Here is a 25,259-nt window from a genome sequence, read left to right on the forward strand (position 1 = left end):
TCTAGCCGCTGTCAGCTGCAGAAATCTCAGCGCAGCACATTGATATGTTTAACATTTTTGCACACTATTTCCCAGAAAATAGTGTTTTTAGTATTTCATTGTGCGCTCTTTGTCAGTTAAAAAACGCGCCCCATGCTGCAGCTTCTGCTGATAGATGGCATTAAACACCAGAACGTTCTGCACATAATTCCGGGTTTCTTTGTATGGAATGTTCTCGACCCAAACGTCCATGCTCTTCCCTGCACTGAGTCGACGCCACTGTCGCACCCGGCCGGGACCGGCATTGTACGCCGCAGCAGCCAGCACCCGGTTACCACCGTAATTATCCAGTAGCTCCTTGATATAAGCACTGCCCAGACGAATATTCACCTCCGGGTCGATCAGTTGCTGCTTGCCACCAAACGCAAAGCCAAGCTTCTTGGCCATATGGGCTGCGGTTGCTGGCATCAATTGCATCAGACCACTGGCGCCAACCGGTGATTGAGCCCGGTGATACAAAGCACTCTCCTGGCGCGCCAGAGCGTAAAGAAGGCTCATATCGACGCCCTGCAACTTGGCAAAGCGGGAAAACACCTGGCTCATCGGCATCGGAAAGCGCAGATCCAGCGAATCCCAGGCCTTGGCCCGAATGCTGGAGAGTACCGCCAAATCATACCATTCAGCATCCAGCGCCATGCTTCCCAGCTGCAGCTTCTCGGTCTGCGACACGGAATCCATCAGAAAAACCCACTCGGAACGCGCCTGGTCATGCTCGTTCAGAGCCAATAACTCTCGCACTCGGGCTACAGCACTCCAGCGCTGCGCCGCTTGGGATAAGCTCAGTGCCGGAGTCAGAGGTGCGGCGTTAAATGGCATCTTGGCTCCGACCCGATCGGCGGCCAGAAAACCATAGTAACTGCGTTCGAAACTGGCTTGCCGATAAAGCGCCTGAGCATGCTGTTTCTTCCCAAGCGCTTCTTCGGCCCGCGCCAGCCAGTAGGTCCAGCGCACATCGCTACGCGCAGCCCCGGGAATACGTTGCACCCAGGTCTTGACCCCGCGCCAATCGGCTTCCCATACCGCTTGCCGCAAACGCAGCTCGATCAGGGCCGGATCATGTTGACGTCGCAAGACCCGATCGACCCAGTTTCGCTCCGGGCCACTCTTATCCAGCAAAAACTGGCGAGCAATGCTGCCTTCGACCGCCAGCGTCTGCTCGGTGTTTAGTCCATAAGCCGACTTGGCTCGGGCAAACAACGTGCGCGCATCGCGAGGCTCTTGCCGCGCCAAGCGTTGTAATGTCAACGTTGCCATGGCCGCGGCATCCCCACCTTGTCGCGCTGGGAGCAGCGTCAATAATTGTTGTGGCTGATTATAAAGTGCCAGCAAACGCTGACCATCCGCCTGCCGCGCCGAGCCCTCGAGCTCACCGCTCAGATATTCGAGCATAGAGCCACTGCTGCGCCCCGGAAACACCAGCATCATCCGTTGCCAGACTTTTTCCGCCGTCATGTGACCGGCCAATTTCCACTGGTTAAACAGGGCGGAACACTCACCTGGCCTGGATTCGCTGTGCATCCAGATATCATCGGCAAACCGATAGGCAACCTCCGGCTCCCCCGTCGCCCAGCGAGCCAGGTAATACTGGCACCGTAGGCCCAGACTTCTAGGCTCACCATTGGCTAATTGCAGGTAGGCGGTCCATTTTTGTTCATCCGCCAGCAACCGCAGATACCGTGCTTTTAATCGGCCAGCCAGCAATCCTTGATTATCTTGTCGCACGAAGCGCATCACCTCGTCGAGACGCGAAGAATCGGGTTGCAGCAAGAGATCGTAGTAATCGATATACAGCGCCAGTGGATAGTCACCGAGTTGGGCCCGCAAAGCCCGGGCTTCGGCAGGACGCTGGGCTCGGACGGCATCAATCGCCTGTTTGTAGCGCGTCTGCTCCAGCGTTAAACCATACACCGACGGCACACACAGAGCGGGGAGGATGACACTCAGCAGAATCAGTGCAGGGAGAAAACGAAGGGTCAAAAGAGTGGTTTCCTGAAATACGGCACATAAACGTTGGTATAAGTATACCAGAGGCGTCAGCGGATGTAGCCTCTCGACAACCCGATGAGCCGGCTGACGGCGTTCATGGGCTGTTAGGCTTGTAGCGTTGTATGTATCGGGCGAGTACATCAGCCGGCAGGGGTTTACTGGCTAAAAAGCCTTGAAAGAAAGTACAACCCTGCTTCTTCAAAAACTCCAGTTGTTGACGGGTTTCAACACCTTCGGCCGTCACATTGAAGTTCAAATGGGATGCCATTGCCATCACCGCCTCGACGATCGCCATATTGCTGGTGTCGTGAGGGATATCCTGAATGAAGGAGCGATCAATCTTCAACTCGTCGACCGGCAGACGTTTGAGGTAGCCCAACGAAGAGTAACCGGTGCCGAAATCATCAATGGAAAACGAGATCCCGAGCTGCTTGAGCTCGCTCATTTTGCTGATCGTGTCTTCCGTATTGCCCAATACCACCGACTCGGTGATCTCCAGATTCAGCGCCGAAGGCTCCATCCCGGTTTCCGCCAGCACCTCATGCACCTGCTCGACAAAGTGGGCATGGTGGAATTGTTTGGCGCTGACATTGACCGATAGTTGCGGCAGATGCAGTCCATCCTCATGCCAACGCACAAACTGATGGCAGGCTTCGAGCAATACCCATTGACCGATATCGATGATCAGATCCGTTTCTTCGGCGATCGGTATAAATTCGGCGGGCGACACCATGGAGCGCCCCGCTGGTTGCCAGCGAACCAGAGTCTCGGCACCAATCAGCTCTCCCGTTCCCACCATGTGCTGAGGTTGGAAGTGCAGCAGTAATTCATTGTTTTTCAGCGCATATCGTAGCTGGTTATGGATCAATAGCCGCCGATCGGCCTGGCGTTGCATCTCCGAATCAAACAGCCGCGTCATCCGGCGCCCGGCTGATTTGGCCTGATACATGGCGGTATCCGCCTGCTTCAACAGATCTGCGGGCGTCTGTTCACGGGTCGGGAAGAGACTGATGCCGACACTGGCGCCAATGTGCAGACTCTGCCCCCGAAAATCGTAGGGTAGAGAAATCTGCTCGATCACCTGTTCAGCCACCATGGTCGCCTGGATCTCGGCTTGTGCCGGATTGGCGGACAAAACCGGCAGCAGCAACACGAACTCATCGCCTCCCAGCCGGACCAGAAGATCGTGTTGTCGCAGCAACTGATTCAGACGCGTGGAAGCCTGCTGTAACAACCAATCACCCGTGGCATGACCGAGAGAGTCATTGATGGTCTTGAAGTGGTCCAGATCGATAAACAGCAGAGCGCCGACCATATCCTTTTGCCGGGCACTCAGGAAGCTGCGCTCCACCTGCTCCATCAAATAACGACGGTTGGGCAAGCCGGTCAGATCATCGTAATACGCCAGATTCTGGATCTGCTGGGCAGCTGCTTTGCGTTCCGACATATCCTCAAAACAGATCACATAGTGGCTGATAGTGCCCCACTCATCACGCACCGGCGACCAGGTTTCCCACTGCGGATAATGGCGACCGGTCGCATGCTGACGATTCACCTCGCCCTGCCAGCGGCCATCACTATCAAACTGGAATGGACCGGCAACCTCCCAAGGCCAAAGCTCGAGGCCCAACCGCTTGCCCAGCACGTAATGCATGCTATGGCCCGTGATATGGCAGAAGGCATGGTTGACGCGCAACACCATGAAGTCCGGATCGGTAATGATGATCCCCTCATTGGTCTCGAAGGCCACGGCAGAGAGTCGTAACTCGGCCTCGGAGCGCAGGCGTTCCAGCTCGGCAGAAGCCCGGTGAGCAATCAATTGCTGCAAGGCTGCCAAGGTCAGGATGTCGGGAAAACGCTCTTTGCTGAAGGTTAACGCCAGGTGACCAATCACCTGATGCTTATTATCCCGCAAAGGCAAAGCCCAATAACCATCCACCATGGGCAAGGCAATCGGTAACTGGCTCTGGAGGGTCGAGAAATGATGCAGCTCCGGATGTAGATAAAGCTGGGCACAGCTGGTCTCTGCCAAGGGATAACGGACAAAATTTTCCACCGCCGGTACTCCGGCGCTGACCACGACGCGGACCCACTGGGTCAGCGGGGGCGACTCCAGCTCAGCCAGCCAGGCACTACTAGCATGTAATACCCCCTGAAGCTGGCGCACCAACTCGTCAAAGAACGCACGACCGGTTTTCGAGGATAAGGCATAGCTGATGCGATCCAGTTGCTGCTGGCGCAATAACAACAACTGCTCGTCATGATTTTGCGCCAGCGATTCCAGGCTCCGAGCGGCCAGCTGCGCCAACTGGCGCAACACAGGCGCAAAACGCAGTAACTGCGACTCACCACCTTCCTGGCGATGACAGCACAGGATCCCTTGCCAGGCTCCCGAACCGCCAATTCTGGCTACCAGTAAGGAGCCCTGTTGTTCACTAGCACTCAGGCGTTGCCATAGTCGCGGTTGCCCAGAGGCGGAAATGGCCGCCAAACCATCAACCAGTAGCTGGTGAAGCTCGGTTTGGTCGGTGGGTATCAACACCCGCCCCATCTGCCCTGAGCCACCCAGTACATGGGTACAGACCAGATCTGTATGTTCAGGGGACGATAACCAGAGGCTGACGTGATTCGCCTCCACCATTTTTTGTGCCAGCAAGCAGAGTTGGCGATAAAAAAACCACAATTCACGCACATGGCCGGAGGGTAACGATATATCCGCCCCCATCATCCGTGAGTCAACAAATGGCTGAACCGGGGCATCAGGAGAGCTCGAGAACGTTTCCAGATAAGAAGGCAGGGAAAACTCAGGGACATCGTCAGCGACCAAATCAAGGAACTGTGTCAACTCATATCCAGAATGCAGACTCACGTAAAACCTTTGAATAAAAAAGCAGGGTTGACAGGGGCTGACGAAAGCAAAATTGGAGGCTGACGGCGAGAGCCTGTATTTAAGTTGGCAAAATATTGCCTGTGCACTATGCCAGAAACAAGCCTTTTTTATGCATTACAGCCTCAGGATCACAGAACTCATCAGACCTGGTAATTAGACCATACTTAGGTGACGGAAATCACACTTTTGTAGTCCATGAAATGAGTAATCTGGCTACGAGATAAGAACAAGAACCAAGGGGGTTCACCATGATTATCGACATTACCAGCAAAGCCATCGACGTCACCCCGGCCATTCGGGAACGCATTGAGTCACGCTTTGCCAAACTGGAGCGCCTGCAGGTGCCTCTGATCACCCCCCAAGTCATCATTACCAAAGAGGGCCTAGCATTCATCATCGAAGCCAAAATCGGTATCCCCAATGGTCAATTGTTCGCTCAAGCCGAGCATGAGGATCTGTATGCGGCGGTGACGCTGCTCGGTCAAAAATTGGAACGCCAGCTCACTCGTCACTCCAGCAAGCCGACAGCCCACCGCAGTGCTCGCTCCGGAAAAGAACAGTGCCGGGCAGGAGAGTTGACGCCCGCGCTTTAATGTCATCCCACTTTAATGTCATCCCATAGTAACCGGGCGCTCAACAGGCGCCCGGATTCTATTGCCCCACCACCAGTCACCAGAACAGGCTTGCAAGCCACCGGCAATTCACGTATTGCTATACCCATCTGGTTACAGGAATCCACATCATGCTGTTGTGTGTACGATTTAGTTTCGGTCGCTTCTTTCGCTTCGCTCTGACCTGAGCAGGAGGCACTGTCGTACCCGGATCCAGACGCACGAACAGTACCAAGCCTCCCCTTCGGGAGGTTTTTTTTTGCATCCGTCAACCACCTGGAGCTGGTAATATGCAACGCACAGCTTCACAGCAACAATATCCGACCGTGACCAACAGGATATTTTGCCAGGCCCGGATCCATACGCTTAAGGGAGTAACACATGGCCACACTGGAAACCATCCGTGACGAAATTACCGCCCTGGATGGCGATTTATTGCGTCTTCTGGCCCGTAGAAAGCAGTTGAGTATCGATGTCGCTCGCAGCAAGCAAGCGGATCGCCGCCCGATCCGGGATCAGGTCCGGGAACAGGAGCTGCTGGAACGTCTGATCCAGGAAGGGCGCCCCCAGGGGTTGTCGCCCCATTACATCAGCCAGATCTATCATCTGATCATCGAAGACTCGGTACTGAGCCAGCAGACTTATATTCAGGAGCAACTCAATGCCGAGCAGCAAGGGACTCTGACCAGTATTGCCTTCCTCGGTCCTCGGGGCTCTTATTCCAGCCTGGCGGCCCGTAAGTATCTGAGTCGGCATACAGACCAGGTACTGGAAACCAGCTGCAGCAACTTTCAGCAGGTGATCGACGAAGTCGAGTCCGGGCGGGTGCAATATGGAGTATTGCCGATCGAAAACACCAGCTCTGGCAGTATCAATGAAGTCTATGATCTGATGCAGCACACCAGCTTGTCGATCGTCGGGGAACTGACCTTACCGATTGAACATTGTCTGCTCGCCGCAGTTGCGACCACGCCGGAGCAGATCACCACCATCTATGCCCATCCTCAACCGATCCAGCAGTGTTCCAATTACCTGCATGCACAGATGAGTCAGGTTCACCTGGAATATTGTGATTCGTCGTCGGCCGCCATGGCAAAGGTCCAGGCAGAAGCCAGCCCACACGCCGCCGCACTGGGCAGTGCCGCTGGCGGTGAACTATTCGGTCTGGAGCCTATCGCCAGCCATCTGGCCAATCAACAAGACAACATCACCCGTTTTATCGTGGTCGCGCGCAAGGCGATTGAAGTAGCCCCGCAGATCCCGGCCAAAACCACGTTAATCCTCTCGACTGCTCAGAAAGCCGGTTCGTTGGTCGAAGCCTTGTTGGTCTTGCGCAACCACCATATCAACATGACCAAGCTGGAGTCGCGGCCAATCCAGGGTAATCCCTGGGAGGAGATGTTTTATATCGACGTCGCCGCTAATCTGAACTCAGCGGCGATGCAGGCTGCGCTGAAAGAGCTCAATAGCATTGCCCGTGCGCTCAAGGTCCTGGGTTGCTACCCCAGTGAGGATGTTCGTCCTACCACCCTGCCCGATTATCTGCTCCCCGCAGGAGAGTAGTTGCCGAGTAGCACTATGATGACCCACAACAAGAAGGCGGCCCGAGAGCCGCCTTCTTGTTGTTGTGATGAGCGGTCAGGCCAACGGCCGGCGTTCTACAGCGATTCGTGATGCCGACTATCATGGGCCTGAGCCAGCAACATCTTGCTTTCCCGCAAAAATTGCCCGGCATAATCGCCAAAAAACTCCGCGGCCCGGTGGAAGGTCTGGATAAAACCATCACGATCCGCTGCTTCGAGCATGTTAATCGCCTCTCCCATGCGCTGATGGTAACGACGGATCATCTGCACATTACGGGGCGACGAGAGAATGATATCGGCATACAACGCCGGATCCTGCGCGAACAAGCGCCCGACCATCGCCAATTCCAGACGATAGATGGGAGAGCTCAAAGCCAGCAGCCGCTTCAGATCCGCCTGTTCTTCACTCAGATGCACGCCATACACAAAGCTGGTGAAGTGCCGCAACGCCTGGATCAGGCTCATGGCTTCATCATGTTCTTCGGCGGTGACGCTGTGCAGGCGCACGCCCCAGATCCGCATCTGATCCAGCAACCACTGATAGTCAGCCTCACCTCGTCCAGCGCAATAAACCACCACCTGTTTGGCCAGGCTTGACACATCCGGACCAAACATCGGGTGTAAGCCCAGAACCGGACCTTGATGCACGGCCAGCATGTGCGCCAACGGTTGACTCTTAACGCTGGTCAAATCCACCAGCACACAATCTGCCGGCAACATCGCCAGTTTATCGATCACCTCGCAGGTGGTATCGATAGGCACCGCCACTACCACCATGCCTGCATCGGCCAGCATCTCGTCAGCCTGAGCCCAGTCTCCCCGCTCCAGCACATCCACACGATAACCGGACAAACGAAACATGTGCACAAACAGGCGGCCTAACTGACCGGCGCCGCCGATGACCACGATGGAGCGCAATGCCGGATTCACACACTTGAAGCCGGAGTCATTTTCACTGCTATAGGATTCGCGCATGACGCGTCGCAAGACATCTTCGATCAAATCGGCCGGAACGCCGCTCGCCGTTGCCTCTTCACGACGCTTGGCCAGCATGGCGGCTTCCCGATCCGGAGCATAGATAGGCAACCCATGCCGACTCTTGACGTCACCCACATCGGCAACCAGTGCCAGACGCCGTGCCAACAAGGCGACTAGCTGCTGATCCACCGCATCAATCTGATCCCTCAGAACGTTTAATTCTTCATTCATCGCTTCATCATCCAAAAAAAAGCTCCGGTCATGACCGGAGCTCATTATGCGGTCCAATCAGGCCGGGAGTCGAGCCTTCAACGGTTCGGCTAACTCGTCATGGCACTTGGCCAGCAGAGTTGCCGTAGTATCCCAGTCAATACAGGCATCGGTGATAGAAACACCATAGGCCATCTGACTCTTGGGTTGTTCGCTGGACTGGCTGCCGGCGCCGATATTGGACTCCAGCATGATGCCGAGGATGGAGCTGTTCCCGTCCTGGATCTGATGGATGACGTTACTTGCTACCAGCGGTTGCAACTCATGATTCTTGCTGGAGTTGCCATGGCTGCAGTCTACGACCAGGCGGGGAGCGAGCTTCGCCTTACCCATGGCTTGCTCGGCCAGAGCCACGTTGACCGAATCATAATTCGGGTGTTTGCCACCACGCAGGATCACATGACCATCAGGATTGCCCTGGGTCTGCAGCAAGGCAACCTGCCCCTGCTGATTGATGCCCATAAAGGCATGAGAGGCCGCAGCAGACTTCAGGGCATTGATTGCTGTGTCCAGATTGCCATCGGTACCGTTCTTGAAACCGACCGGCATCGACAAGCCTGATGCCATCTCGCGATGAGTCTGGGATTCGGTCGTCCGGGCGCCGATGGCAGACCAGGAGAACAGATCGGCCAGATATTGCGGACTGATAGGATCCAGTGCCTCGGTCGCCAACGGCAGACGTAACTCAGCCAGCCAGGCCAGTAATTCACGCGCCTTCTGCAACCCTAACTCGATATCGAAGGTACCATCCAGATTCGGATCATTGATAAACCCCTTCCAGCCCACGGTGGTTCTTGGTTTTTCAAAATAAACCCGCATGACGATATAGAGACTGTCTGCATAACGATCATGCAATTCCTTAAGGCGCAGCGCGTAATCTTTGGCCGCATCCATATCATGAATCGAGCACGGGCCACAGATCACCAACAGCCGATGATCCCGGCGCTGAATGATATTGGCGATGGTTTGACGTGCATCCGCAATAAATGAGAGCGCTTCGGCCGAGACAGGTACGCGCTCTTTCAGTTCAACCGGTGTGATCAAGACTCTTTCGGATTGGATATGGACGTTATTCAGACTATCTCTATGCATAGCAGCAACCTTGTAAACTTATATTTACACAATTAGCGCGATCAGCTTTAGCTTGTTTTGTTGACACAAATTGATTTTCGCACTAGCAATGAGCCACACCTTACCAAGCCAGCACCGATTTGCAAGCCTTGTTTCGCGGCCGTAGAAATGAAAAGGCCCCGACATGCGGGGCCTTCCATCCATGAATGCTAGTTATTGGTCGATCTCATCCAAATACTGGTCCAGATCGCCATCGGCACCATCCTGTGTTTGTTCTGTGGCGGAATGACTAGCCGCAGGCCGCCCATCCTGAACCTTGGCTTCTTCATATTGCAGGTAAAAATCCTTGGCTGAGAGGTAAGGATCCAGCGCGTTATCCAATACCGCCTCCTGATCGACGACTCGCGCACGCTTGCTCAAACCATCGACGGCCCATAAACCGATCCGTGTCCCCCAGCCCATGCTGGCATAGGGAAAATAAAGGCCATCCACCGTATCACCGATCGCCGTACGCATAGTCGTGGGGCCATAGACCGGAACCATAAAATAGGGGCCCTGCTCCATCGTAGCCTTGCCCAGAACGGTACTCATGCTCATGGCGCGACGCTCAATGCCCATATCCTGAGCCACATCGACAAAACCCAGTAAGCCTACGGTCGAATTCAGAGCAAAGCGCAACACGCTGACACCCGAGTCTGCAACCCGCCCGACCAGCAAGTTATTCACAAAATAGTTGGCTTCGTTGACGTTTTCGGTGAAATTGCCCACCCCATTGCGCACCGGCTGTGGCACCCAGGCCACGTAACCATGAACCACGGGGCGCAAGGCATAACGATCCAGATAGTCGTAATTAAGTTTCCAGCTCGCCCGGTTCAAGGTTTCATAAGGGTCAATTGCACCACCCGGGCCAGCCGCACTCGATGAGTTGCCAGCCGCCATACCGGCCAGAGGCCACACTAGGGTAACGGCCAACAAATAACGACTCATGCACATCATGGCGGTTTAAATCCTTCTTTTGGTGAGCAAATCAGCTCATGATTGGGATAAATTATACCCCACGAACCCAGTGGAGTGGAGCAGGGCTTTCGGCGTTCATGGTGCCCCCCGGTGAGGGTCGAACTTTGCAGTTCGGGGGAATCTTCACTCGTAAAAACAAAAAGCACAAGAAACCGTGATCATCAGGGAGACAGTTGCGTCCTTTCGTCGATGCACCGCAAATGGTGGCTCCAGGCTTTGCTTCCCGCCGATAGAACAGGCTAAATTAAGGGAATAGACCCTCATCGCCCCTAGCATGGGTCGTCTGCTGCCATTCAGGGTGTAAGGAAGTCATAGTGTCCGACCTCAAGCTCAACAAAACCGAACCCGCCAGGACAGCATCCTATGCCGATGGCGGTTCAACACCGAGCGAGTCGGTCTCGGATCCAGTTCCGGCACAGACTAAAGTTCCCAGCCAACTAGTACGTCAATACTTGCAACAACTCAGCCAGCAGCAAGGGCAATTACCGGATCTGATGGCACAGAAACAGCAAACCCTATTGCGCCAGTTGACCCAGTTACTCGAAAGCCAGACCGCTTCTCAAGCATCGCAAGAGGTTACCGGGGCGGCATCGGGCACCGGCGCTGCAACCACACCGCTCAGCGGTCCGCAACCATTGCAGCAACTACTACAACGCCTCTTGCCCCTGCTTCCTGCGAACGATCCACTGCTCAAGCAACCCCTTGCCCGACACGGCAATGAGGTGATCCTGCTGCGACAGCTGACTCAGTCACCGCAATTGCTTTCGACCCTGCTGCAGCAACTTCCTCCGGCGTTACAAGAGTCTTCCGCATCCGGCCGTGCCTTGATGCAATGGTTGGTGCAGTCCATCGCACTGCGGCTAGCTCCGGAGAAAATGCCGCAAAGTTTGGTCACGCAATTGCAACAGCAGCAAGTATCCTTAACCATGGTTCAGCCCGATAAACGCTCACTGCAAAATCTGGAACACCTCAATCGCGCCACGCTACAGTTCATCCAACAAAGCCAATCCGCAATGAACCAAGGTAGCGAATCAGCACTCCCCAGCGGACGACCGAGCGCACCGTCTGGAGAGGCAAAGACCGAAGCCAGTTCCGGCTCGAAACTGCAAAGCGCTCATCTAAGGCCAGAAATAGCGGCCATAAAAGCAATGAGCGCCGAGACGTTAGAGAGCTTATCGACCTCAGATCATGCTGCTGAGGGCTCTGAAACCAATCTGGATTCAAAACCGCAAACCGCTCCGTCACGAACAGACATAGCGGCCGCAAAAGCAATTAGCGCCGAGAAATTAGCTCAGCAGTTACCGCTGCCAGGAACAGCGACAAAAGATCTGGCGGCCGAAGCAGAAACGACAGTGCCGAATCGAGATGCGGGGCAGACCAAGGGGGTGAGCAGTAGCACTGCGCTACCGAACGGCGAGGCCAAACCCACGGCAACGCCCCCGGTCCCGCCGGATCCGGGTATAAAAAACCGAGTGCAAACCACGGCTCCTGCCGCCACCCCAGTTGACGCGACACAAAAGGTAGATGCGGCAGTAACGGCAGCGAATGGGCGCGAAAGTAAGCTAGCGACTGAGCTATCATCCAAAACCGACGCCGCGCTCATCGTGGATAAGAATGGAGCGCCAATAGCACGGGCAACCGCTGATGCCACGAAAGGACAACCCACTGCACCGAAGGCAACAACCACCAAAGTCGAACGACAGCCCATTCTACAACGCATGGCGGCACTACTACATGCATCCCCCGGCACAGTAGAACAAGCAGCTGCTTCAAACCTGGATCCAGCCGCCAAACCCCTGCTCATTCCCAACAGGATGTCACTGGGATCCTTTGTCCACGAAATCCATCTGCACCTGGCAGGGCGACAGCTTCCGGATCCCTTAAAGCCCGCCTTAAAACATCTCGTGGATGCCTTGGCCCAGCCACTGACACAACCGGATGCTGTCGAGCAGTGGTTCGATTTCTTGCGCCAGCCCTTGTCCTCCGACTCCACGGCGGGGAGAGCCCTCCAGCAATGGGCTTTGACGTTATTATCGATTCGTTTGCAGCAGATGGCTGCCACGACAGAGCCAACATCCTCTACCCAGCAGCAGCTGCATCCGTTACTCAACCACGAAGAACATCAGCAACTGACACACAAACTGGCCGCATCCTTATTTGGTCAAACCGAGCGCTTCCAACAACTACAACAGGATGCTCAACAGCAAATCCCTACTTATGTTCCCCTTCCGCCCCAGCAACCCGGTGACCGCGAAGGTGGTTTATCCATGCAAAGGAGTGCGGGCAAACAAAGCCCTTATCAATGGACACTCAGCTTTTTCATCGAAGTGCCACAACTGGGCCCGCTGCAGATCCGTGCTTGCCTGGACATTCCTGATATCCAACTGCAGGTCATGGCCGAGCGTTTGAGTGCAGTCGATAAGATCAAGGAGACCCTACCTCTACTGGAAGGGCGTTTTCGTGAACTGGGCCTGACACCAGGGGGCTTTGTTTGTCGTCAAGGCAAGATTACTCCCCCCCAGACGGAGGATGAGATATCATCCGCTAGTCCCACAGCAGGCGTTTCAATCCGGATTTGAATATGACCCGACAACCCGATGATCCACTCAAGGCTGTGGCTCTTAGATATGATGGTACCCAGGCGCCCCATATCGCCGCTCAAGGCGAGGGAAATATGGCCGAGCAGATCTTGGCGATGGCAGAAGCCGCAGGGCTGTACGTTCATCAGGATCCCGCACTATTGGCCCGACTTGAAACCTTGCGTGAAGGTGAGTCCATCCCCCCCGCCCTCTATGTCGTCATTGCTGAAATTCTGGCTTATTCCTACTTGCTGCAAGGCAAATATCCTGAACATTGGCGACGCGCCGATGGCTCAAAAGCATTGGATGTAAAAGCATAACAACGACAGACCTTCGCCTGACCCATGAGCGGCGGTATGTATCGATAGTCCGGCTTTCCGCCGAAAAACAAAAGCCAGTCAAAATAAACCGACTGGCTTTGTGCGTTGGAAGCCTCTTTAGACTGCCAAATGTATTCAAAATATCAGCATATACAGAGCAGATATGGATACAACCACTACCGGCCCTTGGCGCCACGCAGTGAAATAAGCAATTCTGCCTCGGCCTTGGGAATTTCGCATTCGGCCATGACCTCATCCAAACCCGCACCCAATTCAACCATCCGTGCGGCTCGACTGTATAGGCGACTGTCCGGATCATGCAACACCAACTCTTGCTGGCGCTCAGCAACAGCGATAATGCCTTTCTCAAGCTCACCCAATTTTTGGCCGGTCCCCAAGGCACTGCTGTGAAGTTCATTGAGCTGCTTGCGGGCACTATCCCGAGCCTTGAGCAGCTCCTTCAACAACAACTCCATCGCCTGTAATTTGCGCTTGCTACGACCGACACCAATCCATGCCAGAATCAATGCCACTATCGCTACGCCCAACGCCAATCCAGCCAGGATCAACGTGATGAGATTTAGATCCATCATCAAAGCAGGTTCAACTCATCCCATTCATCATCAGACAGTAGCTTGTTCAGATCGACCAGGATCAGCAACTCGCCATCACGATTACTCACCCCTTGAATAAACTTGGCACTCTCTTCTGTGCCAACACTCGGCGCCACGTCAATTTCTGAGGCACGCAGATACACAACTTCGGCGACACTATCCACCAGGATGCCGATCACTTGTTTTTCTGCTTCGATAATGACAATCCGTGAATTATCGCTGACCTCGGCGGGTTGCAGTCCAAACCGGGAGCGGGTGTCAATCACGGTCACCACATTACCGCGGAGGTTGATAATCCCCAGCACATAATCTGGAGCTCCAGGCACGGCAGCAATTTCGGTATAACGAAGGACTTCCTGAACCTGCATGACATTAATGCCATAGGTCTCACGATCCAGTTGGAATGTAACCCACTGGAGTACTTCTTCCGCAACATTCTGCGCCACGTTACGCTTCTGACTCATTTTTTGATTCCTTATATCGGGCGTCATGAAACAAAATTAGCAACAAACTCGAACGAGAGCGATGTTAGCAACCATCAATATTCACTCCCTTCACTAATAAAGCCAAAAGCTCCTGTACATGAAGTAAGGCACACATTTTGTCTTTTACCATACCCGCCAACCAAGGACGTTTGCCAGCACTGCTCCGCCATTGGATCCGGGAGTCCTGCAGCAGCTCGGTACCATTCAATTGGTGGCATGCCAATCCCCATTGGCTATTACCCAGCATAACGAGATATTCATATGGCTCGTTCGCCGTCCGTTCAGGCATGATCCAGCGGGTGGTATCCACCACATTGAGTTGAGACTCCCGTTGCGTCATGACACCAGCAAACCAGTCTGGTTTACCAAACAGGGTATTGATCTTGGTAATTTGGTGGATCCCGCCCAATTCAGTCAGTGGCACGGCGAACGTCACGCCAGAGACCACAAAAAATAGCGCCTGAAACTCTTTGCCCGGCTCAATGTTTTTCCACACCGGAGGCGCGGGGGGCTGGGGTCTCCGCGCTTGAACTTTCACTTGCTCGACCGATTGAGCCGAGCGTTGGCTTTCCGTCAACGGCTCGACCTGAGCCAAAAGATCGGCCAGACGAGTCTGTTGTTCGATCACGGGTTCAGCAAAAGGTGCCGGTGTGCTCAATGGCTGGGCTAATTCAGGCTGAGGGGCCAAGGGCTCGACAACAGTTTCGGAGAGCAGCGACTGGAAGTAGCTATCCATCGCTTTGAACTGGGATCCCTGATTCATGATGTCCGTCCCTCTTGTTGCAGCAGATAGCCAAGCAAACTCAGGTAAGCCTGACTACCACGACTTTCTGGCGCATAAATTGAGGGAGGTACATGCAAATGGCTCGCATCCCGGAATTTAGTATCAATGGGGATCACGGAGTCCCACACCCGCTGACCATACAATTCACGAACGGTTTCCAAACTCTGCACAGATGCTTTGGTACGCTTATCAAACATGGTCGGGATGATGGTGTAATGAAATGGTAATTGACTGGAATGCTGCATGATTTCAAAGGTTTTAATCATCCGTTCTAACCCTTTGAGGGCCAAAAACTCGGTTTGTACAGGAACCAGAATCCAGCTGCTGGCGGCCAGAGCATTGACCATCATGACACCCAATACCGGCGGGCAGTCGATCAGCACAACATCATAATCATCTTTAATATGTTGTAAGGCTCGGCGCAAAATCAGACCCATACCATCCCGATCACCCAGGGTCCGGTCCAGAGTGGATAAAGCAATGGAGGCTGGCATCAAGCTGATATTATGAAAACGAGTCTTCAGTACGACGTTTTTGACCTGCGAGGCATCAGGATTGGCTTGCTCAAATAAATCAAACAAGGTTCCATCCAGAACGTCGGAGTCATAATCCAGATAACTGGTTAAAGAGGCGTGCGGATCGGTATCGATCAGCAAAACTCGTTGATTCTGGCTTGCCAGGAGCCCAGCCAGAGTAACGACAGTCGTGGTCTTTCCTACGCCACCCTTCTGATTGGCAATTGTCCATACTATCAAGGCGTTATTCCTGTCTCTTTAATTTAAATCGGCCATCAGGCAACTGGATAACATTATAGTTATCCGGGTTAACATTCTGCTCTCGGGGCTTTTCACCTGGTTTGGTCGCCGCTTCATCGACAATAACGGGCAAGGGTTTCGGTGTATAGGCAAAACGAGAGACGGCTATCACAACCTTGCGATTCACTTCTCGCCCTCGCTCCGTGGTATTGGACGCAAAAGGAGAAAACTCACCGTAAGCTTCTATGGCCAATTGGGCCGGCGGTATGCCGTCCGCATCCAGGCTTTTGAGCACGGAAATGGCCCGAAATGCTGAAAGCTCCCAATTCGAGGCATAGAGTTCGTTGCCAATCTTGATGTTGTCGGTATATCCGCGGACCCGGACATAGTTATTTAATGGCGCTATGGTTTTAGCTATTTGTTTTAGAATTGGCTTCGCCTTGAGTAAAACCGTAGCGCTACCGCTGGGGAAAATAAGCCCGGAGCTCAGCTCTATGGTCAGCCAATTTTCATCGGATTTAATATTGATAAGACCTGCGGAGATCAGATCCTCTAACGATTTATTAAACTCTTTTTTTAACGCATCAAACGGAGCGCCAGAACTGTTATTAGTGCTGCTATCGAGCGGGAGCTGATCCTTGATCTCTTGCTCACTATTTTGTGTCGGAAGGGGTTGCTGTGTCGGCGGCTGGCCGGTATCGAGCATGCCACCGCCCCCTTCGGTTGGCGCTTGGACAATAGACACTATCTGATTCGGCGATGCCGCACTGATGTCTGAGCCATCACTGCTTTGCTGGATCCCCATATTGCCGCCGAGGACGGTGGAGCCTGGTCGCGCGGTGACAAACCCCATTTCGGTAAAACTCTGGATCAAGCCCTGCACCAAGGCCTTCACTTCAGTCTGTTTGGACATGGCAAAGCCATACAACACCACAAACAATGCAAATAGCAAGGTCATGAAGTCGGCGTAGGAAAGTAACCAGCGTTCATGATTCTCTGGCGGTTCGGCTTTTTTCTTTTTTGCCATGGCTTACTCTTCCCCGATGTAAACCTGCAGACGTCGCTTGAGTTGCATCGTATTTTCACCGCCAGCAATCGACAATAACCCCTCGAGAACCATCAGTTTGAAATGCGCAATCTCGTGATTAAAGGCTTTGAAACGGTTAGCGACCGGCAAAAATAGTATGTTTGCCGACCCGACACCGTAGATAGTTGCCACGAATGCAACCGCAATTGCCGGTCCAAGCTTTTCCGGCTGATCGAGCAGGCCCATAGCATGAATCAAACCCAATACCGCACCCAGGATCCCCATGGTTGGCGCATACCCACCAAGGGCTTCAAACACCTTGACGGATTGTTCCAGTTCATGTTGTTCCATCTCGATCTCGTTTTCGAGCAACTGGTGTAGCTGTTCCTTATCCACCCCATCGACGATCATCTGCAAGCCATTACGAGTAAAGGGATCTGCAATTTGTGCAACCTGATTCTCCAACGCTAACAGTCCTTGCTGACGGGCCGTTGTCGACATCCCCTCCAGCATTTCTGACTGAGCATGCAAATCCAGCTTAGGGCCAGCCAAGAGCCACTTACATTGCTTCAGCGAGGCAATCAGCACACCAAATGGGAACTGCACCATAACCGCCCCGATAGCACCGCCGATCACGATCAGGAATGCAGGCAAGTTGAGCATGGCACTCGGGTGCCCGCCTTCAAGAATGTTAGCGCCGATGATAAATGCGATTGCTACAAAAATGCCGAGAAGACTCATGCTTAGCGCCCTATTTCAACCATTATTCGCTGCGCAATTTTATCCAGCGGCAGGGATTCTGATGCAATTCCCGCCTTGGCAACTGCCTGCGGCATGCCATATACCACACAACTGGCTTCATCCTGAGCCCAGATGGTTGAACCTTGCTCTTTCAGCAAGCGAGCACCATCACGGCCATCCGCGCCCATGCCAGTCAGAACAACCGCCAGCACCTTGTCGGCGTGGCTCTTGGCCAAGGATGCGAAGGTGATATCGACACAAGGCTTATAATTTACCTTGTCATTTCCTTCAATGATCCGGATCCGGGCGCTACTTCCTCGACCATCCAGCATCATCTGCTTCCCACCGGGAGCCAAGTAAGCCGCGCCGGGGCGCAGCAAGTCACCATCTTCGGCCTCCTTGACGCTGATTTGACACAGGCCATTGAGACGCGCGGCGAATGCGGCGGTAAACGTGGCTGGCATATGCTGGATCAGCAGGATTGGATAGGGGAAATTGGCCGGTAGTTGAGTCAGCACAGCCTGTAAAGCAACAGGCCCACCCGTAGACGTTCCGATCGCTAGTAGCTGATAGCTCTTACCTGATTTTTTAAAGTGAACCGGTGCCGGACTTGGTGTAGATACGATTGAGGCAGAGGCTCTTTCTGTCGCCAAAGAAAACGCACGAGACTGCGCCCCCCCTTGCCCTGTCACTGACACAGATGAGGCTGAACTGCTTGTGGAAAGGTGGGATGTTGGCGCAGGGCGCGGGGTCGACATAAAAAGACGGCGACGAGCAATAGCTTTGACCCGCTGTTGCAGTAGCTTGATGGCTTCTTCTTTATCCCGGGCTATATCTTCAAATTTCTTGGGCAAAAAATCCAAAGCGCCGGCATCAAGCGCATCCAAAGTTGCTTTAGCGCCATCATGAGTGAGTGAAGAGAACATCAGGATCGGCGTCGGGCACTTAGCCATGATTTCCCGGACGGCCGAGATACCGTCCATGACGGGCATTTCGATATCCATGGTGATGACATCAGGCTGTAGACGCAAAGCCTTGTCTACAGCTTCTCGGCCATTTTGCGCCGTATCGATCACCTCAAGCGACGGATCTTGATTAATAATTTCGCTGACTCTGCGACGGAAGAAGCTGGAATCATCTACCACTAATACCTTAACTGCCATGTGTTCTTCGTTCTCTATGTTCAGCGTCGACGGGCATAAGCCTTCAACAGATTAGGCACATCCAATATCAGAGCAATACCACCATCACTGGTGATCGTCGCACCGGCCATACCAGGCGTTCCATGCAATAACTTATCGAGCGGCTTGATGACAACTTCTTCTTGGCCTATCAAATTATCGACGACAAACCCGACCTGCTGGATACCAATTTGTACGATGACCACATGCCCCTGCTCCCGACGAGCCTGACTCCTTTTAGCCCCTCGAACCAGCCAGTCTTGAAGATAAAACAAGGGGATAACTTTATCCCGGACTATGATGGTCATCTGCCCGTCAACCATCTTGGCCCGTGTCAGATCCAGATGGAAAATCTCATTGACGCTGGTCAACGGTAGGGCAAAGGTTTGTTGGCCAACTTCAACCATCAAGGTCGGCAAAATTGCGAGGGTTAAAGGAACTTTAATCTCGAGGCGAGTCCCTACACCCAATTCGGAATGGATGTGAATCGAACCATTGAGCTGGGCAATACTGGTTTTCACCACATCCATACCAACACCACGGCCCGAGATGTCAGATATCTGCTGTTTGGTCGAAAAACCGGGGGCAAAAATCAAATTATACGCTTCGGTATCGCTCATCCGACTCGCGACTTCTGGATCCAGTACGCCGCGGCTGACCGCGATTGACTTGAGTTTCTCAGGGTCCATACCTGCGCCATCGTCTTCGATCAGCAGCAGGATATGGTCACCCTCCTGGGAGGCGCTCAGACGAATGGTACCAACTCGGGATTTGCCGGCCGCAGCACGGACATCTGGCATTTCAATGCCATGGTCGCATGAGTTACGCACCAGGTGAACCATGGGGTCCGCCAGGGCCTCGACCAGATTTTTATCCAAATCCGTGTCTTCGCCCTCCATCTCCAAATTGATGTCTTTTTTCAGACTACGCGCCAAATCTCGAACGACCCGAGGAAAGCGGCCAAACACTTTTTTGATTGGCTGCATTCGGGTCTTCATGACTGCACCCTGCAAATCAGCAGTCACCACATCCAGATTGGACACGGCTTTTGACATTTCCTCATCGTTACTGGCAACCCCCAGGCTCACCAGACGATTACGCACCAGCACCAACTCTCCGACCATATTCATGATGACATCCAGAGTTCGGGTATCGACACGAACCGTCGTTTCATTCTGAACCTGTTGTGCCGGCTGCGATGCGGCTGGAGCCTGAACTTTGACAGCAACGACTGAGCTATCATCGGCGCTAGGGGCCTCTGTGCTCTCTACTCCACCAACCGGAGCCTTGCCTTTGCCATGCAACTCATCGAGAAGACGTTCAAATTCGTCATCATCGATCAAGGCATCCGCTTCGGACTGCGCCTGCACCATGGGAGCAGCAGGCGTTGCAGCGGCTGGGCTTCCAGCATGCTTACCTTGACCATGCAACTGATCTAGCAACGCTTCAAATTCGTCGTCGGTGATATCACCGCCTGTGGCGGCTGCTGTTGTCACAGGGGCTGATGCAACCGGAGCGGACGGTACCTTTCCGGTACCGTGTAATTCATCGAGCAACCGATCGAATTCATCTTGGGATATTTCATCAATCGAACCGCCTGAGGATACAGGCGCTGCCGCAGGTTTGACTGCGGGTGAATTCTTGGCTGCCAATTCAGTAGCAGAAGCTGGCTTACTCAGATGATGCAAAGCATCCAGTAATTCAGGCGCTGCTGGTTCCAGTGCCTCACGATTTTGTACCCGGGCAAACATTTCATTGATCGAATCGAGGGTTTGCAGGATGACATCCATCAACTCGGAGTCAACTTGTCGTCCACCGTTACGTAAGGTATCAAAAACGTTTTCAGCACCATGGCACGCATCAACCAATTCGGAGAGGGACAGAAATCCAGCACCACCCTTGACCGTATGGAAGCCACGGAAAATGGCATTCAGCAGCTCACGATCATTGGGACGCTTTTCCAGGTCAACCAGCTGCTCGGAGAGCTGCTCAAGGATTTCCGATGCTTCGACCAAAAAGTCTTGCAGGATGTCCTCATCAACTTCGTAGCCCATTCTTTACTCCCTCAGAATCCTAAACTCGACAACAAGTCGTCCACATCATCCTGACTAGCAACCACGTCGGTGCGTGTTTCCTTGTTGATAATCGGTCCTTCCGCTTCGATTCCCCGATTGATGGTGCCAGGGCGTTCTGACTGCTGGGCGAGCGGTTCACCAAACAACGTCAGCATCTCAACCAATTTTGACTCAACTTCCTGAACCAGAGTAATCACTCGGCGAATCATCTGCCCAGTCAGGTCCTGGAAGTCTTGAGCCATCAAGATCTCGGTTAACAAATCCCGTAACTGATTGGAGTCAATTTCGGACTGTTGGATGAAGAGATCCAGCTGATGGCACAACACCTTAAACTGCCCCAACTCAAGTTGCCGCGTCATGAGTAATTTCCATGCTGGCAACACCTGCTGGATCCGCTCGTTAAGCTGGCTGGCCAATGGCAAACCGGCGTCAACAGCATCCATAGTCCGGTTCGCCGCCTTATCTGTCATGGTAATGACATAATTGAGGCGTTCCCGAGCGTCAGGAATTTCTTGCATCGCCAAGTCAGGGATGCGGGAATCGAGTTGAAAATCGTGCAGTGAGGTATGGAGTTGGCGAGTCAATTGACCAATCTTGGCAAACATTTCACTCGCATTTGGCGCACAAATATCGGCCAACAACTCATCGGCCGCAGCCTGCTCACCCTGCTCGAGATACATCACGAGCATCCTGGCTTGCTCCAGGCTAATCAGAGGCGCCTTCGACTTCATACAGACACCCCGTTAACCAATACGTTCGAAAATCTTATCCAGTTTTTCTTTCAAGGTGGCAGCAGTAAATGGTTTGACAATGTAGCCGTTCACACCAGCCTGCGCCGCTTCAATAATCTGTTCACGTTTTGCTTCAGCCGTCACCATCAGAACGGGCAAATGGCTCAACTTGTCATCGGCACGGATCGCCTTCAACAGATCGATACCCTGCATCCCGGGCATATTCCAGTCCGTTACCACAAACTCGAAGTCACCATTCTTCAACATGGGCAGTGCCGTATTACCATCATCCGCTTCATGGGTGTTGTTAAATCCCAAATCACGGAGCAAATTTTTGATTATCCGGCGCATTGTTGAAAAATCATCAACAATGAGGATTTTCATGTTCTTATCCAAAATATCCTCCTAAGTGGCCGCCCAACACAGCCCTAACTCATTCTGTTTATAGCGATATTGTTTTTTATTATGCATCACACTTGCCTATGAGTGTAGACAAGCATGTGTGCGGTCAGTACCAATCTTTCATTCTGGCTCGCAATCTATGCATCGCCTGACTGTGGATCTGGCTGATTCTTGACTCACTCACGTTGAGAATTTGACCAATCTCCTTGAGATTCATCTCCTCGTCGTAGTAAAGCGACAAAACTAGCGCTTCTCTTTCAGGAAGATGAGTAATACCTTCAGCCAATGCTTGCTGAAAGCGTTCTCGAGCAAAACCGGTGAAGGTTTTATTTTCATCTTCTGAATCTGAGGCATCCGTTAGTGCATCCTCGGATACCCCCAAATCTTCAATACCGACGACACGGCCATAAGCCGCTTCGTTCAACATGTTGTGATATTCGTCGAGGGACACGCCCATGGTCTGGGCAATTTCGACATCTTTGGCGTCCCGACCACATTGCTGTTCAACGATGCCAATAGCATCGGAAATCCGCCGGGTATTGCGATGAACCGAGCGAGGCACCCAATCACCACGCCGAATTTCATCAATCATGGAGCCGCGAATACGAATACCGGCATAGGTCTCAAAACTCGCCCCCTTGCCACCATCATAGTTACGCGCAGCCTCCAGCAGGCCAATCATGCCAGCCTGAATAAGGTCATCTAACTGAACGCTGCTTGGCAAACGGGCCATCAGGTGCAATCCAATCCGCTTGACCAGCTGCGCATGCCGCTCAATCAATGCGTTTTGATCCTGATGACGAGCATAAGCATGGGCTTTATTCACTAATCGTATCCTGAGCTAATGACGGCTTGTGCAGCAGGGTTTCGATAAAGAATTCCAGATGTCCTCCAGGCTGGTGAGGGGTCGGCCAGCCTGCAGCCTTATTGGCCAGCGCCCGAAACGCCAACGATGCAGGCGATTTGGGGAACGCATCTACAATAACTTTCTGCTTCTTCACGGCTTGCCGCACATTGTTATCGTAGGGAATACACGCCACGAGCTCCAGGGACGCGTCTAAAAAACGATCCGTCACTCGGGTTAATTTCGAGAACAGCTCCTGCCCTTCACGCAAGCTACGCACCATGTTAGCGACAACCTTGAAGCGGAAAACACCATACTCCCGCGACAATAACTTAATGAGCGCATAGGCATCGGTGATAGATGTGGGTTCATCACACACCACCACCATAATATCCTGAGCGGCACGGGAGAAGCTCAGCACCATATCAGAGATACCAGCAGCCGTATCGACCAATAACACATCGATTTGCGTCTTCATGTCACTAAAGGCTCTAATGAGGCCCGCATGTTCTGCTGGTTTCAATTCAACCATCGACTGGGTACCGGATGTCGCCGGAATAATCATCAGGCCATAAGGCCCTTCGACAATAATGTCATCCAGCGTGCATTCGCCGGAAAGAACGTGAGATAGGTTCCGCTGCACGCGTAAGCCCAGCATGACGTCGATATTGGCCAGTCCCAAGTCGGCATCGAGCAACATGACACGTTTCCCCTGTGCGGCCATGGCAACCGCCACATTCAAGGTCACACTCGACTTGCCAACACCGCCCTTACCACCAGTCACAGTGATGACCTTGACGCGATTATTCTGACGCATCTTCCGCAGACCCTGAGCTTGATCCAGATTGATATTATTCATGCTATTCATAAAACTCCATGTGGTCGGCGCGATCGCTCTCCTGGCCCCAGAAATGGCCCGGAACACCATCGGCCTCCAACTGCTGCAATGTCGCGGCAATCAGCTCGCCGGCATCAGCAACCTTGATATCTTCAGGGACCCGTTGGCCATCGGTAACATAGCTGATGGGCAGATTGTTCTGAATGCACATACCCAACACATCGCCCAAATTCAGGCTTTCATCCAGCTTGGTCAGAATACAGCCGCTGAGCGGTACTCTGCGAAAATGCTCATAGGCCTCTTGCAAGACCCGACGTTGCGAGGTTGCAGGCAACACCAGATAGTTGCGGATCCGGACCTTGGCATTTTTCACCAAGGTATCCAGTTGCTCGGTCAGACGGACATCTCGCTGCCCCATCCCGGCCGTATCGATCAGCACCAAGCGTCGATTACGCAATTGATACAGGGCAGCAGATAACTCTTCTACATCGGAAACCGGCCGAACAAGACAGCCCATGATGCGCCCATAGGTTTGCAATTGCTCATGAGCGCCGATGCGATAATGGTCCGTGGTGATCAATGCAACCTGATCCGGGCCATACTTCATGGCGAAGCGAGCCGCCAGTTTAGCTATGGTGGTGGTTTTGCCGACGCCAGTCGGCCCGAGCAAAGCTATAGCGCCACCGTGACGCAAAATATCGTCATCGGTGGTTTTTACATGTTCCAGCAGCACTTTTTGCATCAGATGCCAAGCATCGTGCAAGGATGCGCTTTCAGGAACACTCGCGGCGAGCTGTTCGGCAAATGACTCCTCAAAGCCGCCTTTGCACAATTGCTTGATGAGCAGCGCCCGAACCGGCCCGCGCCGCTCAACCTCCTGCCACATCAATCCCGACAGTTGGTGCTGAAGCAGTTTCCGGATGGAAGCTATTTCGGTACGCATGGCATCCAGATCTTTATCTCGGCTTTGAGCCGGTGCCGCACGCGAGGCACCGCGTCGGGGAGTCGTCGCAGGTTCCGCGAATGTCGCCTGTTCGGCCAAGGTTTTCGGCGCACCTGAATCACGATTGAAACCGGAAGGCATACGGGATTGGAGTTGCTGCTGGCGCGCCAACAAAGCAGAAAGACTATCCGGGAAACTCTCTTGCTCGTCAGTTTTTTGACTAATAACTGGAATTTGCGAGGTAAACGGCTCGATAGGGCGCGCACGCGACGATAAGTTGACACTATCATCCCGCACATCGCGGACGGGATCGGCAACCGACGTCGCGATCTGAGTCTGGTAGTCAACAGCGGCAACGATCTCGATACCACCCGATACCTTTTTATTGGACATGATCACCGCATCCGGGCCGAGGACCTCTTTGACCTCAGCCAGAGCCGTGCGCATATCCTTGGCAAAAAACCGCTTTATCTTCACCTAGACCTCCAGCTCCTT

Annotated in this window: 22 protein-coding genes; 4 read left to right on the forward strand and 18 right to left on the reverse strand. The window is 53.3% G+C overall.

Features of this window, described 5'->3' with window-relative positions:
- Positions 1–87 precede the first annotated feature (87 nt).
- Both ACZYUB_RS08185 and ACZYUB_RS08190 read right to left on the reverse strand, forming a co-directional pair.
- Positions 88–2,016, reverse strand: a complete 1,929-nt coding sequence (locus ACZYUB_RS08185; protein WP_463947010.1) for a transglycosylase SLT domain-containing protein — start codon at positions 2,014–2,016, stop codon at positions 88–90.
- 103 nt (positions 2,017–2,119) lie between these two features.
- Entirely contained in the window at positions 2,120–4,870 is a 2,751-nt protein-coding gene (locus ACZYUB_RS08190) for a putative bifunctional diguanylate cyclase/phosphodiesterase (protein ID WP_463947012.1), read from the reverse strand.
- Between the two features lie 293 nt (positions 4,871–5,163).
- On the opposite strand from ACZYUB_RS08190, the gene hpf reads away from it, so the two are divergent.
- Both hpf and pheA read left to right on the forward strand, forming a co-directional pair.
- Entirely contained in the window at positions 5,164–5,508 is a 345-nt protein-coding gene (gene hpf, locus ACZYUB_RS08195; protein ID WP_463947014.1) for a ribosome hibernation-promoting factor, HPF/YfiA family, read from the forward strand.
- 399 nt (positions 5,509–5,907) lie between these two features.
- Complete coding sequence (pheA, locus tag ACZYUB_RS08200; protein ID WP_463947015.1) at positions 5,908–7,089, forward strand: prephenate dehydratase; 1,182 nt, start codon at positions 5,908–5,910, stop codon at positions 7,087–7,089.
- Positions 7,090–7,184: 95 nt separating this feature from the next.
- Here pheA and tyrA read toward each other — a convergent pair whose 3' ends face one another.
- The 3 genes from tyrA to ACZYUB_RS08215 form a co-directional block, all read right to left on the reverse strand.
- Positions 7,185–8,318, reverse strand: a complete 1,134-nt coding sequence (tyrA, locus tag ACZYUB_RS08205) for a bifunctional chorismate mutase/prephenate dehydrogenase (protein WP_463947017.1) — start codon at positions 8,316–8,318, stop codon at positions 7,185–7,187.
- Positions 8,319–8,375: 57 nt separating this feature from the next.
- Complete coding sequence (locus ACZYUB_RS08210) at positions 8,376–9,449, reverse strand: 3-deoxy-7-phosphoheptulonate synthase (RefSeq protein WP_463947018.1); 1,074 nt, start codon at positions 9,447–9,449, stop codon at positions 8,376–8,378.
- A 192-nt stretch (positions 9,450–9,641) separates the two neighbouring features.
- Positions 9,642–10,415: an MlaA family lipoprotein gene (locus tag ACZYUB_RS08215; protein ID WP_463947019.1), complete on the reverse strand. Its 774-nt coding sequence runs from the start codon at positions 10,413–10,415 to the stop codon at positions 9,642–9,644.
- Between the two features lie 344 nt (positions 10,416–10,759).
- Here ACZYUB_RS08215 and fliK point away from each other — a divergent pair, with 344 nt between their 5' ends.
- On the forward strand, positions 10,760–13,024 hold the full coding sequence (gene fliK / locus ACZYUB_RS08220; RefSeq protein WP_463947020.1) for a flagellar hook-length control protein FliK: 2,265 nt from the start codon (positions 10,760–10,762) through the stop codon (positions 13,022–13,024).
- A 2-nt stretch (positions 13,025–13,026) separates the two neighbouring features.
- Complete coding sequence (locus ACZYUB_RS08225; RefSeq protein WP_460882098.1) at positions 13,027–13,344, forward strand: EscU/YscU/HrcU family type III secretion system export apparatus switch protein; 318 nt, start codon at positions 13,027–13,029, stop codon at positions 13,342–13,344.
- A 176-nt stretch (positions 13,345–13,520) separates the two neighbouring features.
- Here the strand turns inward: ACZYUB_RS08225 and ACZYUB_RS08230 are convergent, their stop codons facing one another.
- From ACZYUB_RS08230 to flhF, 13 genes are all read right to left on the reverse strand, one after another.
- A complete protein-coding gene (locus tag ACZYUB_RS08230; RefSeq protein ID WP_463947021.1) occupies positions 13,521–13,937 on the reverse strand; it encodes a DUF2802 domain-containing protein in 417 nt (138 codons plus the stop codon).
- Positions 13,937–14,422 (reverse strand): chemotaxis protein CheW, encoded by a 486-nt coding sequence (locus ACZYUB_RS08235; RefSeq protein ID WP_463947022.1) that lies wholly within the window; start codon positions 14,420–14,422, stop codon positions 13,937–13,939. Before ACZYUB_RS08235 ends, ACZYUB_RS08230 begins: the two co-directional genes overlap by 1 nt.
- 64 nt (positions 14,423–14,486) lie before the next feature.
- Positions 14,487–15,206, reverse strand: coding sequence for a chemotaxis protein CheW (locus ACZYUB_RS08240; RefSeq protein WP_463947023.1), 720 nt, complete (start codon positions 15,204–15,206; stop codon positions 14,487–14,489).
- Positions 15,203–15,982: a ParA family protein gene (locus ACZYUB_RS08245; RefSeq protein WP_463947024.1), complete on the reverse strand. Its 780-nt coding sequence runs from the start codon at positions 15,980–15,982 to the stop codon at positions 15,203–15,205. Before ACZYUB_RS08245 ends, ACZYUB_RS08240 begins: the two co-directional genes overlap by 4 nt.
- Before the next feature lie 4 nt (positions 15,983–15,986).
- Positions 15,987–17,009 (reverse strand): flagellar motor protein MotB, encoded by a 1,023-nt coding sequence (locus tag ACZYUB_RS08250; protein WP_463947025.1) that lies wholly within the window; start codon positions 17,007–17,009, stop codon positions 15,987–15,989.
- A 3-nt stretch (positions 17,010–17,012) separates the two neighbouring features.
- The gene (locus ACZYUB_RS08255; protein WP_463947026.1) at positions 17,013–17,750 is read right to left on the reverse strand and encodes a flagellar motor protein; all 738 of its coding nucleotides are present in this window, start codon (positions 17,748–17,750) and stop codon (positions 17,013–17,015) included.
- A 2-nt stretch (positions 17,751–17,752) separates the two neighbouring features.
- On the reverse strand, positions 17,753–18,913 hold the full coding sequence (locus ACZYUB_RS08260) for a protein-glutamate methylesterase/protein-glutamine glutaminase (protein WP_463947027.1): 1,161 nt from the start codon (positions 18,911–18,913) through the stop codon (positions 17,753–17,755).
- A gap of 20 nt (positions 18,914–18,933) precedes the next feature.
- Positions 18,934–20,985 (reverse strand): chemotaxis protein CheA, encoded by a 2,052-nt coding sequence (locus ACZYUB_RS08265; protein ID WP_463947029.1) that lies wholly within the window; start codon positions 20,983–20,985, stop codon positions 18,934–18,936.
- A gap of 11 nt (positions 20,986–20,996) precedes the next feature.
- A complete protein-coding gene (locus tag ACZYUB_RS08270; protein WP_463947031.1) occupies positions 20,997–21,737 on the reverse strand; it encodes a protein phosphatase CheZ in 741 nt (246 codons plus the stop codon).
- Between the two features lie 12 nt (positions 21,738–21,749).
- Positions 21,750–22,121, reverse strand: a complete 372-nt coding sequence (cheY, locus tag ACZYUB_RS08275; RefSeq protein WP_460882165.1) for a chemotaxis response regulator CheY — start codon at positions 22,119–22,121, stop codon at positions 21,750–21,752.
- A gap of 124 nt (positions 22,122–22,245) precedes the next feature.
- Positions 22,246–22,965, reverse strand: a complete 720-nt coding sequence (locus ACZYUB_RS08280) for an RNA polymerase sigma factor FliA (protein ID WP_463947032.1) — start codon at positions 22,963–22,965, stop codon at positions 22,246–22,248.
- Positions 22,958–23,842, reverse strand: coding sequence for a MinD/ParA family ATP-binding protein (locus ACZYUB_RS08285; RefSeq protein WP_460882166.1), 885 nt, complete (start codon positions 23,840–23,842; stop codon positions 22,958–22,960). Before ACZYUB_RS08285 ends, ACZYUB_RS08280 begins: the two co-directional genes overlap by 8 nt.
- Before the next feature lies 1 nt (position 23,843).
- Positions 23,844–25,241 carry a flagellar biosynthesis protein FlhF gene (gene flhF, locus ACZYUB_RS08290; protein ID WP_463947034.1) on the reverse strand — a complete coding sequence of 466 codons (1,398 nt, stop codon included), beginning with the start codon at positions 25,239–25,241 and terminating at the stop codon, positions 23,844–23,846.
- Positions 25,242–25,259: the final 18 nt, after the last annotated feature.

This window comes from Pseudaeromonas sp. HNCC25DJ182 (assembly GCF_055413365.1).

Coding starts and splice junctions, on each gene's coding strand:
- hpf (WP_463947014.1), top strand. CDS start 5,164: ATGATTATCGACATTACCAGCAAAGCCATCGACGTCACCCCGGCCATT.
- pheA (WP_463947015.1), top strand. CDS start 5,908: ATGGCCACACTGGAAACCATCCGTGACGAAATTACCGCCCTGGATGGC.
- tyrA (WP_463947017.1), bottom strand. CDS start 8,318: ATGAATGAAGAATTAAACGTTCTGAGGGATCAGATTGATGCGGTGGAT.
- ACZYUB_RS08210 (WP_463947018.1), bottom strand. CDS start 9,449: ATGCATAGAGATAGTCTGAATAACGTCCATATCCAATCCGAAAGAGTC.
- ACZYUB_RS08215 (WP_463947019.1), bottom strand. CDS start 10,415: ATGAGTCGTTATTTGTTGGCCGTTACCCTAGTGTGGCCTCTGGCCGGT.
- ACZYUB_RS08225 (WP_460882098.1), top strand. CDS start 13,027: ATGACCCGACAACCCGATGATCCACTCAAGGCTGTGGCTCTTAGATAT.
- ACZYUB_RS08230 (WP_463947021.1), bottom strand. CDS start 13,937: ATGATGGATCTAAATCTCATCACGTTGATCCTGGCTGGATTGGCGTTG.
- ACZYUB_RS08235 (WP_463947022.1), bottom strand. CDS start 14,422: ATGAGTCAGAAGCGTAACGTGGCGCAGAATGTTGCGGAAGAAGTACTC.
- ACZYUB_RS08240 (WP_463947023.1), bottom strand. CDS start 15,206: ATGAATCAGGGATCCCAGTTCAAAGCGATGGATAGCTACTTCCAGTCG.
- ACZYUB_RS08250 (WP_463947025.1), bottom strand. CDS start 17,009: ATGGCAAAAAAGAAAAAAGCCGAACCGCCAGAGAATCATGAACGCTGG.
- ACZYUB_RS08255 (WP_463947026.1), bottom strand. CDS start 17,750: ATGAGTCTTCTCGGCATTTTTGTAGCAATCGCATTTATCATCGGCGCT.
- ACZYUB_RS08260 (WP_463947027.1), bottom strand. CDS start 18,913: ATGGCAGTTAAGGTATTAGTGGTAGATGATTCCAGCTTCTTCCGTCGC.
- ACZYUB_RS08265 (WP_463947029.1), bottom strand. CDS start 20,985: ATGGGCTACGAAGTTGATGAGGACATCCTGCAAGACTTTTTGGTCGAA.
- ACZYUB_RS08270 (WP_463947031.1), bottom strand. CDS start 21,737: ATGAAGTCGAAGGCGCCTCTGATTAGCCTGGAGCAAGCCAGGATGCTC.
- cheY (WP_460882165.1), bottom strand. CDS start 22,121: ATGAAAATCCTCATTGTTGATGATTTTTCAACAATGCGCCGGATAATC.
- ACZYUB_RS08285 (WP_460882166.1), bottom strand. CDS start 23,842: ATGAATAATATCAATCTGGATCAAGCTCAGGGTCTGCGGAAGATGCGT.